Here is a 17,602-nt window from a genome sequence, read left to right as displayed (position 1 = left end):
TTGTATAATATCAGAAATTTTGGGTTTAAACCATTACGCCGGAGGTAATAAAGTAGCTTGTAATAGCTGACGTAAATCATCTAATGTGTTTATCTCATCTGCATTTTTATCTTTTCTCCATCTTGCAATCCTTGGGAATCTTAAAGCCAAACCCGCTTTATGTCGCTTACTTTCTGCTATTCCCTCAAAAGCAATTTCAAATACCAGTTCCGGTTTAACGGTTCTTACGGGACCAAATTTTTCAATGGCGTTTTTTACAACAAAGGCATTTACTTCCTTAATTTCTTTATCTGTTAATCCCGAATAAGCTTTAGCTATGGTGATGAGCTGATCTCCATCCCTAACTGCAAAAGTATAGTCAGTATAAAAATTTGCTCTTCTGCCGCTGCCTTTTTGAGCGTAGATCATTACCGTATCCACAGTGTAAGGATTTATTTTCCATTTCCACCAATCTCCACGCTTCCTTCCGGTATGATAGGATGAATCTAGTTTTTTTAACATGATGCCCTCGCTGTTGAGGTCCCTGGAGCTTTCTCTAAGTTTAGCCAGTTCGTCCCACTGGGTAAATGAAACTATTGGCGACAGCATGACCACCTTATTGGTTTTCAAATTTGAAATAACAGCTTCCAACGATTGCCTGCGTTTACTCAATGGCTCTTCACGTAGATCACGTCCTTTATATTCCAGCAGGTCGTAGGTATAGAAACCTATTGGCGCATCATTTAACTGATTTTTATGGATGGTTTTTCTGTTTAACCGTTGTTGTAATATGCTAAATGCCTGCACTTTTCCATCTTTTACAGACAGTATTTCACCATCCAATACAGTACCATCGGCTAATTCCTGTAATAAAAAATGGAGTTCAGGAAATTGTTCGGTGACCAGTTCCTCACCTCTCGACCAGATAAATAACTCTCCGTTGCGTTTCACAATCTGACCTCTGATGCCATCCCACTTCCATTCGGCTTGCCATTCCTGAGGTTCTCCAAGTGATGATGGTACTGCTTCCAAGGCATAAGCGAGGCAAAAGGGATATGGCCATGAATTGTTTGTGTTTACATGTGTGCCGCTAATTAAGTCGGCATAGTTGATCTCAGAAGGAAGCCATTTGCCCATAATACTGTGCATAATTTTGCAACTTTCGGTATCACTTTGTTTAGCAAGCGCATTTACCAGGATTTTATTGGATACTCCGATTCTAAAATTGCCTGATATCAGTTTATTAAAAATAAAGCGCTCTGAGGTTTCCAGGCTATTCCAGGCCTTTGTAATGAATTGCTTTTTAAAGGTTTCATCCTTGTCGTTTAGTAAAGCGAGATCATCGATCCATTCATGTAATTTACGGTTGCTGATTGACTTTGCAGGCGGCAATATAAGTGCTATCGTTTCACTCAGATCCCCCACATTGTGGTAGCATTCGGCAAAAAGCCATTCTGGTAAATTACATAATTCTATGGCCCATTGTTTAATTAAGGCCGTACTTACCGGACGTTTCGGCCGCTTTCCGGTAAACATCGCAATTACATAGGGCTTATCCATATCATCCGCCTCATTAAAATAATCAACAAGAGCCAACATTTTATCGTTGGTTTTGTTGCTCATCTCCAGCTGCTGTATCAATTGGCTAAACCGTTTCATTTAATCTTTATTGATCTCTACATTATCCTCTTCTTCCTCGTCTCCATATTGTGTTTTCACCTCCTCTGCCTCAATCCCGATTTCATTTAGGTATTTGCTAAAAATTGCACTATAGCCATGTGTCACGAAAACCTTTTCTGCTTCTGTAGCTTTAATTGCCGACAATAAGCCGGGCCAATCGGCATGGTCACTTAACGCAAATCCCGCATCTGCACTGCGCCATCTTCTACCTGCCCTAACCTGCATCCATCCAGAGCAAATACCTGTCGCTGCATGAGTTAAACTCTTTATCCATTTCCCCTCAGCCACTGCCGGCGGGACAATTACAATTCCTTTCTGTAGCATTTCCTTGCTGGTTTCGGGGGTAATAGGAATGGTAGTTGGCAGGATTACACCTGCTTTAGAAAAAACTTGGTTTAAGCTGGCGATTGAACTGTGTACGTACATATCACCGTAACCTGCCAGACCTGTCATCAGCCTTTGCGCTTTGCCCAAACTGTAAGCAACAAGAACAGTAGTTTGGTTTTTATCGCGGTTAAGAGAAATCCAGTTTTTAATTTGATTAAAAATATCCTGTTGGGGTTGCCATTTGTAAATAGGGAGTCCAAATGTGCTTTCAGATACAAAAGTATGGCATTTTACAGGTTCAAAAGCAGTACTGATGCCATCGTATTCAACTTTGTAATCGCCAGATACCACACAAATTTCTCCTTTGTATTCCAGTCTGATCTGGGCTGAACCTATAACGTGTCCGGCAGGATAAAGGGTTAATTTAACCCCATTAATACTGATCTCTTTATGATAAGGCAGGGTTTGAATATTGAGCTCACCCAATCGATGTTGCAGGATCGGTTTAGTCAATTCATGACAAAGGTAGGCTTTGTTCCCCCATTTGACATGATCGGCATGGCCATGGGTGGTGACAGCAAGGTTAACCGGATGCCAGGGATCGATATAGAAATCACCTTGCTTACAGTAAATACCTTTATTTGTAAATGTGATCAATGCCATACAGTACGTATATGAAAAGCAATTGCTCTTTAAGAACAATGCTGTTTGCGAACTGTTTGATCTTAAACCTTACCTCCAGCCAATTATTGGAATCATATTATTAAAAACCTAGTTGGATTCTTACACTATAGTCCTATAAACAGATCATTAAATTATTTTATCAATAATTTAATATTGCCACCAATAGTTTATTAATTACTTAAATAATTAATTTAATCTTCCTGCGAGACCGTTAATTGGAATACCACGCTAGCTGTGTAACGTTATTTCTTATTGTTAGCGGGTTTATTGAAAGTAAGCTGAATTAGGCATTTCAAAAAATATACAGGCACTTCCTTTGCAAGTGCCGCTGTACTTGAAGACTAATCATCTCCTCCTATTTTTCAAATCACCAAGCCCGGTTGGAAGATTCTTATCCAAGTTTATCACATAATTATGAAACCTAACTTTACTCAAATCCAGGGGAGCAATTCCGTGCGCAAACTCCCGCGCTACTCAAAAATCTATCAAATGCTGTTTTTGGGCATTTTAATGCTGCTCACTTCTATTGGTGCCTGTAAAAAGGATGATTTCGAAGATGAAGTCGTTGGACTTTGTCCGGTTGTTGTTTCAACTGACCCCATGGACAAGGCTGTTGATGTACCTTTGAACAAGGTGATTTCCATAACCTTTAATACGGATATGGATTCTACAACTATAAATAACCAGACACTTACCATAAAGCAGGGCACAACGGCCGTTGTCGGTAAGATTTCGCCGACAGCGAATTTGAAAGTATTCACTTTTACGCCCAATGTACCGCTTAGCCCGTTTGTATTATACTCAGGCACCGTTACTACAGGAGCCAAGGATGTATTTCATACCGCTATGGAGGCTGACTATTTATGGAGCTTTACAACGATTCCTGCAGTAAGCCTAACGGCTAGTCCAGCTATTGGCGGTACGCTTTTAGGGGCAGGTACATTTGCACTGAACTCATCCGTTGCGGTTACTGCAGTACCTAATGCAGGTTATACTTTTACCAGCTGGACAGAGAATGGCAACGTAGTTTCTAACAGTTCGAGTTACCAGTTTACCATTACAAACAACAGAAATTTAATTGCAAACTTCACCGTGATCCCTCCGGGCAACTTTGCGGTGAACTTATCATCCAGTCCTGCTGCAGGTGGTACAACCGCTGGCTCCGGTGCTTATGTCATCGGTACTTCTGTTACAGTTGTTGCGGCTGCCAATGCAGGATATACTTTTGTAAACTGGACAGAAAATGGTAACGTGGTATCTGCAAGTTCAAGTTATCAGTTCACAATTATTGCCAACAGGACCCTGGTTGCCAATTACAGGGCGATCCCGGCTGCTCAATTTGCAGTAACCTTAACCTCCAACCCTGTTGCGGGCGGTACTACCAACGGCGAAGGATCATATCCTTCAGGCACTTCGGTTACCATTACATCTGCTACAAATCCAGGTTATACTTTTACCAACTGGACGGATAAAACGACGGGGCTGCCGGTATCGACAAGTCCAAGTTATACGTTTGCTTTGGCAGGCAACAGGGCGTTTGTGGCAAACTTTACCCTAAATACCTATACCTTAACTGTTACCGCGATTAATGGAACGGTAACCAAAACACCGGCACTAGCCAGTTATAACCCCGGAGCACTGGTTACGCTTACGGCTGTTCCGAATGCAGGCTATTTGTTTACGGGTTGGAGTGTAGATGCTACAGGCTCTACAAATCCATTGACGATAAGCATGACTTCAAATAAAAATATCACCGCTAGTTTTGCCGCAATCCCGGTAGTGGGAATAGGGCCAGGTGCTATTAACCTGGGTGGTGCAGGCGATTTTGGAATATTGACAAAATCAGGTATATCTACCACTGGTATTACTTCCGTTACTGGTAATATAGGTGTAAGCCCGGCAGCTGCAACAGCCATTACAGGCTTCGGGTTAATCATGGATACTAATGGTCAATCGTCTCATACGCCAATTGTAACCGGGAAAGTATATGCATCTGATTATGCCGCTCCGACTCCCGCTAATATGACAACAGCGGTCAGTGATATGGAAACAGCATTTACAACCGCTAATGGCTTGGTTACCCCAGCACCTATTGTAGGCTTATATGCCGGAGATATCAGCGGCAGGATATTAACCGCAGGGCTTTATAAATGGTCTACCGGTGTATTGATATCAAATGCAGGTGTTACATTAACAGGTGGACCTAATGATACCTGGGTATTCCAGATCGCGCAGGACCTTACCGTTAACAATGATGCAAAGATTACTTTGTTAGGTGGTGCACAGGCCAAGAATATATTCTGGGTGGTTACCGGACAAGCTACGCTTGGATCTAATACTGATTTTAGCGGGATCATTCTGAGCAAAACACTGATCTCTTTAAACACAGGAGCAAAAGTTACGGGCAGGTTATTGGCACAAACCGCTGTTACCTTAAACGCCAGTACTGTTATTCAACCCTAGTCATACAAACAAACTAAAAAATCAGTTATGTTATCCATATATAAAAACCTAAATAAAGTCCTCATTTGTTCACTGGCAATCGTTTTTATTACCGCAAATGCAAGCGCACAAACCGAAAAACCGAAATGGTCGTTCGGCGTGTCAGGAGCAGCCAATGGCAATTTCTTTGACGGGACAACCCAAAGACTCAGTACCTCGCTCATTGTTCCGACAGCGTTTCATAAAGGAAAAGGAATCCGTCCCTTTGGGTCTATACTGGCTGAATACCAGCCAAGCAGCAAATGGGGCATTGCCCTTAATTTCGGGTATGACGGGCGCGGCGGTAAGTTTGATGGCGTAATTGCCCCATGTAATTGTCCGGCAGATCTTAAAACCAATGTAAGTTACCTGACAGTAGAACCTTCACTTAAGTTTAGTCCTGGCGGTGGTAATTTCTACCTCTTCGCCGGTCCGCGTGTGGCCATGAACTTACAGAAAGATTTTAATTACACCCAGCTTAAACAACCCAATACCAATGCCGAATTCTCGGAGGTGCGTAAAACTTTAATTTCTGGTCAGGTAGGAATAGGATATGATATCCCTGTTTCTGCTCCGGAAAGCAACACCAGGTTTGTGATTTCTCCCTTTGTTTCCTATCATCCTTACTTCGGACAAGATGTAAGAGAGATTGAAAGCTGGTCGATAACAACAATACGTGCCGGTGTGGCATTAAAATTCGGGAAAGCCAGAAAAGCGGTGCGCGCAAGTGAACCTGCTCCGGTTGCTCCTCTGCAAGAAGTGAGCTTCTCTGTACGTGCACCAAAAGAAATCCTGGTAAAGCATGCCGTTAGTGAAACTTTGCCCTTACTCAACTATGTCTTTTTTGATGAAGGAAGTACTGCCTTGCCTGACCGCTACACACTACTTTCAAAAAATCAGGCTGTTGATTTTAAAGAAGTCCAGCTTCAAAACGAAGTCGTAGCAGATATGGCAGGACGTTCGGGAAGGCAGTTATCTGTTTATTATAATATCTTGAACATTGTCGGTGCCCGTATGAAAGCCAATCCTGAGATCAGTATTACTTTAAGTGGGGCTTCAAAAGCTGGTCCTGAGGAGGGTAGGAAATTTGCGGCTGCTGTAAAAAACTACCTGACTACGGTATTTGAAATTCCAGCATCAAAAATTGCAATAAATGGCCGTACCAAGCCGGTTGATCCTTCTGAGCAACCCGGTGGCACAAAGGAACTGGAATTGTTAAGAGCCGGCGACCGCAGGGTGGACATTCAAAGTACATCTGATAAATTGATGATGGAAGTGGGTGGTGGAATGATGAAGCCGGTGCAGATCAATACAACGCAGGCAGACCCTATGGACAGTCATGTTGTATTTAACGTAAACAGCGCAACTGAACTGCTCAAATCTTATACAATAGATTTAACGGACCAGCAGGGACAGGTTCAGCGTTTCGGACCGTTTACTAAAAACCAGGAAAGCATAGCTGCAAAAAGCATACTTGGCACCAACGAAAAAGGTGTTTATAAAGTGGTGATGCTGGGTGAAACAAAATTAGGGACTATGACACAAAAGGAAAGTTCAGTTCAGTTACAAAGCCAGCAAGAAATACTTCAAACCGGGAATAGGTATAGTGTATTGTTTAATTTCAACAAAGCAAATACCGCTGCAGCTTACGAACAATTTCTAACGGAAGTGGTCGCACCTTTGATCAGTAATGGTTCTACTATTACTATTCGTGGCTATACTGATATCATCGGCAGTGAAGATTATAACAATAAGCTTTCTCAAAAGCGTGCCCAACAGGCACAACAGATACTTGAGCAGGCATCCGCCAAAGCAGGAAGAAGTAATGTGAGCTTTGAAACGCTGGGTTCAGGAGAGGACAGTGCAAGCGCACCGTTTAATAATAACCTACCTGAAGAACGTTTTTACAACAGAACTGTTATCATTGATATCGTTTCGAAATAAACTAATACCCCAGAACGCAAATAGCGTAATAAAAAAAGCGGCCTGGGCCGCTTTTTTTATTATGCTTTATCATCTAAACCCTTTCATATTTAATGTAGTCGTGATCGAAACTGCCATCACTGTAAAGGTTTAGAAGAGCATATCCGGGAACGGTTTGTTTGTAGGCACTTTTGCCATCATCACCTGGTTCCCACCAAAAGCCGCTTGTGGCCCCATTACATAAATAAGTGACATCGTTGTACCAGACCTTATCCAGCAGATGAATGTGTCCGCTTAAACAAATTTTGATGTTCTTATTTTTATTAAACACCTCAATGAATTTCATGATATCCAGATGATTGTAGCTTCCACCGATTTTGAACGGCCCTCTCGCCTCTGGTTTACTATCGGTAATACCAGTACAGCTCAATAAAGGGTAGTGAGACATGATCAATGTAGGCTTATCCTGACTGTTCTTTTGCACATCCTGCACAAACCAGTTCCATTGCTCATCATCCAGCATTCCGGGACTTGTGGGATGATTGCTATCCAGCATAATAAAATGCCAGCCGTTTTGGTCGAAGCTATAATAATTATTCTTGATACCCAGCATTTTGATCACTCCGGGTTTGCCATACAATTCATCTCCCTTACCCTGCCACCACATATCATGGTTCCCCAATACATGATGCATAGGAATATCTTTGACAACAGTAATACTTTCTTTCCAGCAGGCCCATTGCTGTTCCACCCTGTCTTTAGTGATGTTTTCATAATCGGCAGCGTAAATGGTATCACCCCCATTCAGAATCAGATCTACCTTATCTTTTTTAATCATTTCCAGACACTTTTTAAAACGGGCAACCGCATTGTATTCTGGTCTGATGTGAACGTCGGTAATGTGTGCAATCTTTAGAACTCTTTTCTTCTTTTCAGTTACCGAAGAAACTGCTTCTGATGCTGCAACATTACTCAATGCAATTGTTCCGGCTGCAACTCCAAGTGATTTAATTAGATCTCTTCTTTTCATTTGGTTATTTATTGTCTGTTTAACTAGCCAAGTTTTCTATCTGAAATGTACGGCACAATAGGATAAATGTAATTCTCCATTTTAACACCCAGTTTTTCGGGTGAAGAACCAACAAAAATTGTTCTTTTACCTTTAATGGTAATCTTACCTTTTCCTTCGATTTCAACCATTGCCCATATCGGATCCTGATAAGGAACCGTATATTTAATATTTGGGTGCGCTTTATCTACATCTGCTGAATATCGGATTTCTTTATATTCGCCTCCAAGCCATTGATATGAGGCACTGTTGATCTGTACATAATGAATCTTGTTGATCTGATTATAATAATCCTGGTGATGATGACCGGTTAATACCAGGATGACTTTCTGCTTACCTGCCTTTATGTTTGCCTGCTCCAGCACATACCGCAGCTGGGTGCCATTTTCCAATCCACCCGAATCGTTGTCCAGCCCTTGATGGCAAAAGATAACCGTTGGCAAAGCCGTTGTTTCCAGGTCTTTTTTAAGCCAGTCCAGTTGTACTCGGGAAATGTAACGCGCATAGCCTTTTGGCCGGTATTCACTTGCATTATGCTCGTTACCATCCAGCACTACAAAGTGAAAACCATTGACATCAAATGAATAATATCTGGCTTTGGCATCCCAAAATGAAACCACCTGCTCAGGCGTATATCCTCCATCTGTATCATGGTTACCAATGACATGATACCTCGCTCCCTTAAACTTATTCCAGGTGTCTATTAATGGAACGTTTCCTTTTTTAGGGATGCAAAAATCACCGCCCTGTATGATAAAATCAGGCTTTTCTTCATTCATCTCATTAATAAAAGCCGACAGCCGGTCTATCCCATCATGCATAATATCATGATGCAGATCCGTGATCATCCCAAATCTGACTTTTTTACTTTCCGGCTTTAACTCCGGGAACCGGGCAAAAAACAGGCCGCCTCCAGCCAATCCGGTTTTTGTTAAAAACTCTTTTCTGTCCATTTTTATTTTTTTAATTGAAAGATTGTCATTACTGCTGCATGATCTGAGGGAAACATCACGCGATGATAATCAATCACCTTCGATTCTATTGGGTTCAGATCCTTCCCTTTATAATAAATAAAGTCAATTCTATCCCGCACACCATATAGATCCGTGGTCGTGGCTGCTCTCATGCCCCAGGTTAAACCAGGGTCCAGTAAAGGATTGATGTGGAGTTGTCTGAAACTATCTGAAAAGCCAGCATTCAGCATTTCCTTACTTTCGGGCCATTCCACCACCCGGTTGAAATGGATTGCCTTCGTTGCTTCCGTCCAGTCCAGGTGTGATCCCATATTGAAATCACCGCCGATAATTACAGGCATGTTATCCGAGTTTTTGAGATAAGGATCAATTCGCTTCAATATCTCCTTTATTTCTCCGTGTCGGGTGGCAGCTTCATCCTTGATCAATTCTTCGGCAGACTTATTCGCTACCCGGATACCAGCATCAACATCGGGTAAATAGTTAAGCCAGGTATTAAAATATACAAGCTTCTTATCAGGACTTAATGCTAGTTTCAGTCCACCAAAATTAAAAGGACGGAATTCCCGGATGGTTTCAGTAATCGGATACCGGCTCATAACAGAGAGATTGGAGCTGATCAGATAAAAATAATAGCCTAATGAATCGGCAATCACCTCACCAGAACCATAAGTTTCTACCAAGCCAATAACATCTGCATTACTTGATTTAATGATTTCAATTACACGCTCCAGTCCAACAGCCTTCCCATACCGATGTCCCCCATGCCAGATGTTCCAGGAAAGAACTTTTAAATGAACAGGATGATTTACTTCTTCGTTTGTAAGCGTATTTGGGAAAAATTGCAAATATTGCTTTTGCACGTCAACAGGTGTGATGGCCTCATTCCATACTTTTACTTCATCAACAAAACCGTTAAATGCATTCCATTGCCCACTAGAGCCATACTCAAATTTTTCGTCAGACCCGCCAACAACTGTTGAGAAAGCAGTTTCCAGACCACTGAGATCAGGAGTATTATAAATAGCTGTATTTTTTCCATCGAGGTACATCCAGATTTCCTGCTTGTTCCTTTGAACAGTAAAGACGAGCTGATGCCATTTACCATCGTTTATTCTTTGCCGTTCTGCAGTCGGTCGATAATCATATCGATGTTTGCCATCATTCAGGATAAGTGCCCAGGCACCATTTTCCTGTGTATAAATCTGCCAACCCACAGTTGCAAAGTCCTCAGCAATCTTATTGCCCATAATCGGGGTTCCCACACGGGCATTAGGGATAGTCTTTATCCAAATTTGCACGGAAAACGAAGATTTTTTAGAAAACTCAGGCAAATCTCCTTTATTCAATTTAACCGGTCTTCTCAAAATCGCGTTTGCAGAAAGATCTAATGCGCTCCCACTTAAACCTTTTGCATATTGGGATTGCTGAAGATCAGATACATAATAAGCGCTGTCTTTATGAACAATTTTTTTCCTAACCTTGAAATCATCAAAATTCAAATAAAACACCGGTTTTTGAGCGTAGGCGTTGATTTGACACCCAAGCAATGCTAAAACTGAGATTGTAATTAATTTCATAAGAAAATCTATTATTTAAGAACACTTTCAATTGCCTCTCCAATGGGGTTTACAGAGATAAAATCAAATCCCAGCAATTTTACCATTGTTTTTGCAAACTGGTCCTGGTAAATCTGTCCTGAATTTTTCATCTCGCCCAATGGCTTTATACCGGGGCCTATCGCTATCATCCAGGTATCATTTGCATGCGGAATACTGGCCCCATGACTGGTCCATTGATTGCCCTCACCCCTGCCATGATCAGTCATCACCACCAAAGCAGTCTTACCCTTATAAAATGGATCATTTTGCAGATAATTCCATAAACTACCAATCATAGCATCAATATTTTTAGTCGCATCCAGGTAGAAGTCGTATTTGTCCTCATGTCCGTATTCATCTGTGTCTGCAAGGTCCAGGTAAACCACCTTTGGATGCCTTGCACTAATATAGGATTTTGCCAGCGCATAAGTTGTAGCATCTAAACGTTCGCCATTGCCCCATATTTTCGGTTCATAATGCTGGATTTCATTGGCCAGTTTTTCGCTTTCACTAAGCTGGTTTCCCAAAATGTTCTCTCCCGGGATGTTCACCAGCAAACCATTGCGTTCTCTATTGATAATCCGGCCAACTGCATTCCAGGAAGCAAAGCTTACAATTTTACCCTTGTATTTTTTTTGTTGATCCAGGAATTCAAGAATATTCTTGTTTTCATTATTAGGATGACCGTTGGACTTTACTTTAGGGTCGGCATAGCCTGTAAGATTTTCACTTCGGCCAGGATAAGAAATCCAGTAAGGATTCTTAACATTCACTTTATTACCCAGCTCTCGGTTTCCATAAATCTGACCTTCTTTTGCAACGGTATTCCATACAAAGGGCATTAATCTCATCCTTCTTTGCTGTACGTCTTCCGACCAATACTTATTTACTCTTTCAGCAGAATCCTGGGAATTGAACTTTTTGCTTAACAGCAGTTCCTTTTCAGCACCCTTGAAAACCTCATGCCACCGCAACCCATCAATAGAAACAATAATGAGGTGCTCTGCCTTAACATTTGTCTGTGCAAAAGAATATTGTGTTAAGCTTAATAATAAAAAGTACAGAAAATTTATCTTCTTCATATGATTATAATTTTGAATTTCGCTTTAACATTCACAAACCAAATATAGTAATACTAAACTATTGTTTAGTATTACTATATTATTAATTTTAGTTTCAGGCGCTCTTTCTTCACCTAAACCACAAATAATTCTACATTTAAGGAACAACTACCCTCTAAAATTTTGCTTACTTTTAGACCAAATTCAAATTTATGGAAGACGATATTATCTTAAAGATCAGTTACCGGATTAAAGAGATCAGAAAAGAAAAAAGCATCACCATCCAGGAACTAGCCGACAGGGCTGGAGTTAGCAAAGGACTGATCTCACAAATAGAGAACAACAGGACCATCCCGTCACTCCCTGTATTGATGAATATTGTACATTCCTTAAATATCGATCTGACAGAATTTTTTAAAGATATATCTGCATCCAGTCATCCCGAAAAAGTTTTTGTTATTCGTGCTGGCGAATACACTCCGCTTAAAAAGGAAGCAGCAAAGGGATTTAGTTATCAGCGGGTCTTAACACGAAATATACACGGCGGACCAGTAGATTTTGTACTGCTGGAATTAAAAAAAGGAGCACGTCGCAATAAAATGGTCGTAACAGATGCTTTTGAATATAAGTATTTGGTAAAAGGCAAAATCGACTACCTTATAGAAGACAAAAACTATATCCTGGAGGAAGGTGACTCCATCTTTTTTGACGGAAGATTAGGACACAACCTCTCTAACATTGGAGATTCCGATGCAATTATGCTTGTTGTTTATTACTTCATCACAAACGACTAACCACAACTCCCACAAAACTAAATTTGTTTACATATACTAAATAATTAATTTTCAAAAATTAATTATTAATGTAATATATTCCTTAAAAAACAACGTGCACGCCGATAAAAACAAAATAAATCTATTTTACATAATTATTTACCTAAAATTATAAATTTAAGAGTTTAGCATTTCTTAACATATTGTTTACATAATGTATTTATATTTGTACAAATACTAAACAATTGTATAGCCAAGTTAAACTTTTAAATTATGAAAATTCTTTACTCCTTTAAAAAAGCAAGCCTGCTCACGGTAGTGACCTGGCTTTTGACTCTGGGGCTTGGTTATGCCCAAAACATCACAGTTACCGGAAAAGTGACTGATGAAAAAAACCTTCCTCTGCCGGGTGCATCTGTAAAAATCAAAGGCAATACGAGCGGCACTATAGTAAACGAATCAGGAAAATTCAGTCTAACCGCGGCGCCTAATGCAGTCCTTGTGTTCAGTTTTATAGGCCACAAGTCCAAAGAAGTTAATGTGGCTAATCAAAGCGTAATCAATGTAACCCTCGCTTCAGATGCAAGCGCGCTAACTGAAGTGGTTGTAACAGCATTAGGTATTAAAAAGGAAAAAAAACGCGTTGGTTATGCAGTCCAGGAAGTAAAAGGTGAATCCTTACAAAAGGCAATAGCTCCTAACGTGCTGGAATCGCTTACCGGAAAGGTCGCAGGTCTGACTATCACCAACAATGGTGGCGACTTTTTCTCAGATCCGGGAATCTATTTAAGAGGGCGTAAGCCATTACTGGTTGTAGATGGTGTACCTGCCAATACCGACATGTGGAACATCAGTTCTGATGATATAGAAAATGTTACAGTATTGAAATCAGCTGCAGCTTCTGCACTTTATGGTTCCCGCGGAATTAATGGGGCTATACAGATTACCTTAAAATCAGGAAAATCAATTGAAAACGGCACAACAGTTTCCATCAACTCCTCCACTACTTTTCAGGGCGATTTTATTCGGATTCCTAAAGCGCAAAGCGAGTACGGTCCGGGAAATGCAGGACAATATTCTTTTGGCACCGGAGCTGCTGGCGGTGGCGGTGTAAACGATTACGATTATTCCATATGGGGACCAAAATTTGATGGACGTTTAATTGCTCAGTATGATTCTCCCATCGACGCAGTCACAGGAAAAAGGATTCCAACACCCTGGGTAGCCAGATCAACAGACAACCTCGGCAATTTTATGGAAACCGGAATTGTTACTTCAAATAACTTCTCCGTGCAAACCCAGGGAGAGCATGGTCACTTTGTGATTTCAAACACTTATAAATATTCGAAAGCCTCCCAACCAGGCTCACAGCTGGACATCAACATCACCAGATTAAACGGAACTTTGAACCTATCTAAAGCGATATCCCTTGAAGGATCACTGCAATATGATTATCAGAGTTCCAACAATCGTTTACGGGCAGTTTATGGACCAACTTCTATCATCTACAACCTCTCTATCTGGGGTGGAGCTCACTTCGACGTCAGGGATTTTAAAGATTATTGGGTTCCCGGTAAAGAAGGAGTTCAGCAATATTTTGTTGAGAACTGGAGATACAACAACCCTTATGCATTAGCCCATGCATGGCAAAGACCTTATCAAAAGAACGACATACTGGGGAACCTAAAGGTAAATTTCAAAATCAGCGATAAACTCAATGCCTTTGCCAGAACAACATTAAACACCTATTCATTAACCGATGAAGAAAAAATCGCTGTCAGTATATACAATTACGACTTTCCGGATCGGGGCGGAAGATACCGCTACAGTCATGATAAAGTGCTGGAATCCAACACTGACTTTTTACTGAGTTATGGTGATAGCTTCCTGAACAAAAACTTCAGCCTGGATGCCACCTTAGGTGCAAATCAGCGTATCCACAATGCCGATTTTTATGATGCTTCAACTACAGCACTGGTCGTACCGGGGATATTTAAATTGAGTAATTCGGTAGATAAGATGACACCAACGAGTTCAAAGTACAGGAAAGCAGTATACAGTGCTTACGCTTCAGTTGACTTGGCTTACAAGAATTGGGCATTCCTTGGTTTCACTGGCAGGATGGACAAATCATCTACGTTACCCGAAAAGAACAGTTCATTTTTCTATCCATCAGTATCTTTGAGTACAGTACTGACAGATGTATTCTCATTCCCCAAGGCCATCAATTTTTTAAAACTGCGGGCCTCGTATGCCAAAGTTGGCGGCGACTTTGATATTCGCGATGGGGCCTACGAGTTCTATAACGCAACCAATACTTACACCACCGGCAGCAGGTACCGTAACCTTCCGACAGCAACTTACCCGGCCACATTAGATAACCCCGATATATCACCTGAATTTAACAAATCGTATGAGTATGGGGCAGAAGCACGCTTTTTTAACAACAGGTTTGGTTTTGATTTCTCTTACTACGAGAACAATTATGGCCCACAGATTTTCACACAACGCTTTTCACAAACCTCAGGATATACTGGTATTCAGCTCAACGGAAGAACAACACAAAGAAAAGGAGTAGACTTCTCTTTGAATGCCATTCCTCTAAGGGCAGAGAACTTCAGTTGGTCAACATTAGTAAATTTTGACATGGGGCGAAACTACCTTACGTCATTACCTCCACTGCCAGACGGTTCGCCACAAACACAGGAAGGCAGAACAAAAGTAGGTGAACGTTTAGACAATTACTGGTACAACGAATGGGAAAGATCTCCTGACGGTCAATTGGTAATCCAGGCTAACGGACTACCAAGAAGAACCGATGTAGTTCGTTTAATTGGCAATACCCAGGCAAATTTCCTGTTGAGCATGGGCAACACATTTACTTATAAGAACTTTTCACTTAATGTCCTTGTTGACGGCAGGTTTGGCGGCGTAACATACGATGCTTATGAAAGAGATTTGTGGCGATCGGGTTCACATCCGGAAGCCATACATCCGGAAAGAGAGCTTTCAAATATCGCTTACGCAAATGGCGGCAACACAAAAACAATGCAAATACCAGGAGTAAAGATTACCAGTGGCTCCATCACTTATGATCCGGAAGGAAACGTACTTTCCGACACCAGAACCTTTGAACCAAACACCTATAAGGTAGCTTATCAAAACTGGGCCGAGGGCTACAAAGGAGCCTGGGAAAGTAATGTGATTGAGAAAACATTTGTGAAGCTAAGGGAAGTAACATTCACCTATACCCTTCCGGCTAATTTCCTGAAACAGAAATTTATTAAGAAAGCATCCATATCACTGGTTGGCCGAAACCTACTTTACTGGACCAAAGATGAAACTTTTGGTGATCTCGATACTTACACTTTAAGTACTGGCGACACTGCTCTGCAGCATCCGGCCCAGCGCACGTATGGTTTCAATCTAAACTTTAACTTCTAAAACTTTTGAAGATGAAAACTTTTATAGCAAAATCAATAGTACTATTGATCACAATAAATCTGGCAAGCGGATGCAAGGACTTTGATGATTTAAGATTAAACCCCAACAATCCAAATAAAGTGCCACCAAGTCTTTTATTCACTGGCGCAATACCAACACCAACGTCTTCTTTTGTTGATGATTACATCTTCGCTCAATACCACCTATGGTCGTCTACAGACAATACCGCAGCTGTAAATTACCGTTTTGGCAGCACTACTTTCAGTTACGCGACACTCCGCAACATCGACAAAATGGAACAGGAAAGTGTGGTAACAAATGCTCCTGTATATGCCATCATGGCTAAGTTTCTGCGGGCTTACTACTATGTTGAAATGACTAAAAGATTAGGAGATATCCCACTTTCAGAAGCCATGAAAGGAGCTGCCATACCGCAACCTAAATACGATACACAAAAATCAGTATACCTTCAATGTCTAAACTGGCTCAACCAAGCCAACAATGAGCTTGGTGCTTATATCAGCAGTCATCCAGGCGAGACAATCCCCGGTGATTTTTACTATGGCGGAGATCTTAAAAAATGGCAAAAGGCGATCAATGCCTATACCATACGCGTACTGATATCCCTCACTAAAAAGGCTGATGATGCAGACTTAAAAGTAAAAGAGCGCTTTGCCACGATCGTCAACGCTCCTGCTCAATATCCTTTAATGGCCAGTTCAACCGACAATATGCAAATCTCGCATAGAGATGAAGAAGGTTTCAGAGCCAGCTACAATCCAAGTGCTGCCACCTATAGGGCTAGCGTAGTATTGGCCGACACTTATGTAGATTTGCTAAAAAGCTATTTGGATCCAAGACTGCAAAAAGTGGCAGATCCTACCCCAAAAGCATTAGCAGCCAACCCTACCAATGAAACTGCAGTAAGGGAAGACTTTAATTCTTACAAAGGCGCAGACATCTCCGCAAGCGGAGCAACCAATGTATCCCGCAAACTAAACGGAGATCTGTCACTTCCGAATGAAAAACGTTACTGGAATTTTATTGGACAGCCATCCATTTTGATCGGATACATTGAACAGGAATTGAACATTGCAGAGGCTGCTCATTTGGGATGGATTGCCACAGGAGCAAAAACCCATTACGATAATGGCGTAAAAGCATCTATGGATTTTTACACGGTTGATATCAACTTAGCCAATGATTATGTGACCAACAAAGCTCCGTATATCACAGGTGCAGCTGGCCTAACGAGAATACACCAGCAAATGTACCTGGCCCTTGCCGAAAATTCAGGTTGGGAATCATTTTTCATGACCCGAAGAACCGGCGTGCCAGCATATAAATTTTCAACAGAAAACAGTGTAACTAAAATACCTGTTCGCTGGGCATATCCTAGTGCTGAGGACACGGACAACAGACAAAATTACAGAGCTACACTCAGATCTCAATTCGGAGCTGAAGTAGACGACAGAGACCAGGTCATGTGGCTTTTAAAATAAAGGTTGGTTTATAGTGGGATGGAGAGCCGCAGTGATGCGGCTCCTTCCTCAAACTAAATGAAACACAATAGTCATCAAGCACTTTTAAAGAACATGTACAAGCA

The 17,602-nt window shown here is 41.3% G+C and carries 11 protein-coding genes; 5 read left to right on the top strand and 6 right to left on the bottom strand.

The features are described from left to right. Window positions 1–33: 33 nt before the first annotated feature. Together B9A18_RS01965 and B9A18_RS01960 are read right to left on the bottom strand one after the other, a co-directional pair. Window positions 34–1,638, bottom strand: a complete 1,605-nt coding sequence (locus B9A18_RS01965) for an ATP-dependent DNA ligase (RefSeq protein ID WP_084286980.1) — start codon at window positions 1,636–1,638, stop codon at window positions 34–36. Beyond that, entirely contained in the window at window positions 1,639–2,649 is a 1,011-nt protein-coding gene (locus B9A18_RS01960; protein WP_084286979.1) for a ligase-associated DNA damage response exonuclease, read from the bottom strand. 435 nt (window positions 2,650–3,084) lie between these two features. On the opposite strand from B9A18_RS01960, the gene B9A18_RS01955 reads away from it, so the two are divergent. Together B9A18_RS01955 and B9A18_RS01950 are read left to right on the top strand one after the other, a co-directional pair. Then, window positions 3,085–5,133, top strand: coding sequence for an ice-binding family protein (locus B9A18_RS01955; protein WP_144009369.1), 2,049 nt, complete (start codon window positions 3,085–3,087; stop codon window positions 5,131–5,133). Window positions 5,134–5,160: 27 nt separating this feature from the next. Beyond that, complete coding sequence (locus B9A18_RS01950) at window positions 5,161–7,095, top strand: OmpA family protein (RefSeq protein WP_084286978.1); 1,935 nt, start codon at window positions 5,161–5,163, stop codon at window positions 7,093–7,095. A 73-nt stretch (window positions 7,096–7,168) separates the two neighbouring features. Here B9A18_RS01950 and B9A18_RS01945 read toward each other — a convergent pair whose 3' ends face one another. The 4 genes from B9A18_RS01945 to B9A18_RS01930 are packed head-to-tail and all read right to left on the bottom strand — an operon-like array spanning window position 7,169 to window position 11,800. Beyond that, entirely contained in the window at window positions 7,169–8,104 is a 936-nt protein-coding gene (locus B9A18_RS01945) for a metallophosphoesterase family protein (RefSeq protein ID WP_084286977.1), read from the bottom strand. A 23-nt stretch (window positions 8,105–8,127) separates the two neighbouring features. Beyond that, complete coding sequence (locus B9A18_RS01940; protein WP_084286976.1) at window positions 8,128–9,096, bottom strand: metallophosphoesterase family protein; 969 nt, start codon at window positions 9,094–9,096, stop codon at window positions 8,128–8,130. A gap of 2 nt (window positions 9,097–9,098) precedes the next feature. Next, window positions 9,099–10,697: an endonuclease/exonuclease/phosphatase family protein gene (locus B9A18_RS01935; protein ID WP_084286975.1), complete on the bottom strand. Its 1,599-nt coding sequence runs from the start codon at window positions 10,695–10,697 to the stop codon at window positions 9,099–9,101. An 11-nt stretch (window positions 10,698–10,708) separates the two neighbouring features. Next, complete coding sequence (locus B9A18_RS01930) at window positions 10,709–11,800, bottom strand: alkaline phosphatase family protein (RefSeq protein WP_084286974.1); 1,092 nt, start codon at window positions 11,798–11,800, stop codon at window positions 10,709–10,711. Between the two features lie 191 nt (window positions 11,801–11,991). Here B9A18_RS01930 and B9A18_RS01925 point away from each other — a divergent pair, with 191 nt between their 5' ends. The 3 genes from B9A18_RS01925 (at window position 11,992) to B9A18_RS01915 (ending at window position 17,498) form a co-directional block, all read left to right on the top strand. Further along, entirely contained in the window at window positions 11,992–12,573 is a 582-nt protein-coding gene (locus B9A18_RS01925; protein WP_084286973.1) for a helix-turn-helix domain-containing protein, read from the top strand. Window positions 12,574–12,825: 252 nt separating this feature from the next. Continuing rightward, window positions 12,826–15,996 carry a SusC/RagA family TonB-linked outer membrane protein gene (locus B9A18_RS01920; protein ID WP_084286972.1) on the top strand — a complete coding sequence of 1,057 codons (3,171 nt, stop codon included), beginning with the start codon at window positions 12,826–12,828 and terminating at the stop codon, window positions 15,994–15,996. A gap of 11 nt (window positions 15,997–16,007) precedes the next feature. After that, window positions 16,008–17,498, top strand: a complete 1,491-nt coding sequence (locus tag B9A18_RS01915; protein ID WP_084286971.1) for a SusD/RagB family nutrient-binding outer membrane lipoprotein — start codon at window positions 16,008–16,010, stop codon at window positions 17,496–17,498. Window positions 17,499–17,602 lie beyond the last annotated feature (104 nt).

The sequence above is a fragment of the Pedobacter nyackensis genome (genome assembly GCF_900176505.1).
Classification (GTDB): Bacteria; Bacteroidota; Bacteroidia; order Sphingobacteriales; family Sphingobacteriaceae; genus Pedobacter; species Pedobacter nyackensis.
This window is presented reverse-complemented; position numbering and strand designations above follow the sequence as displayed.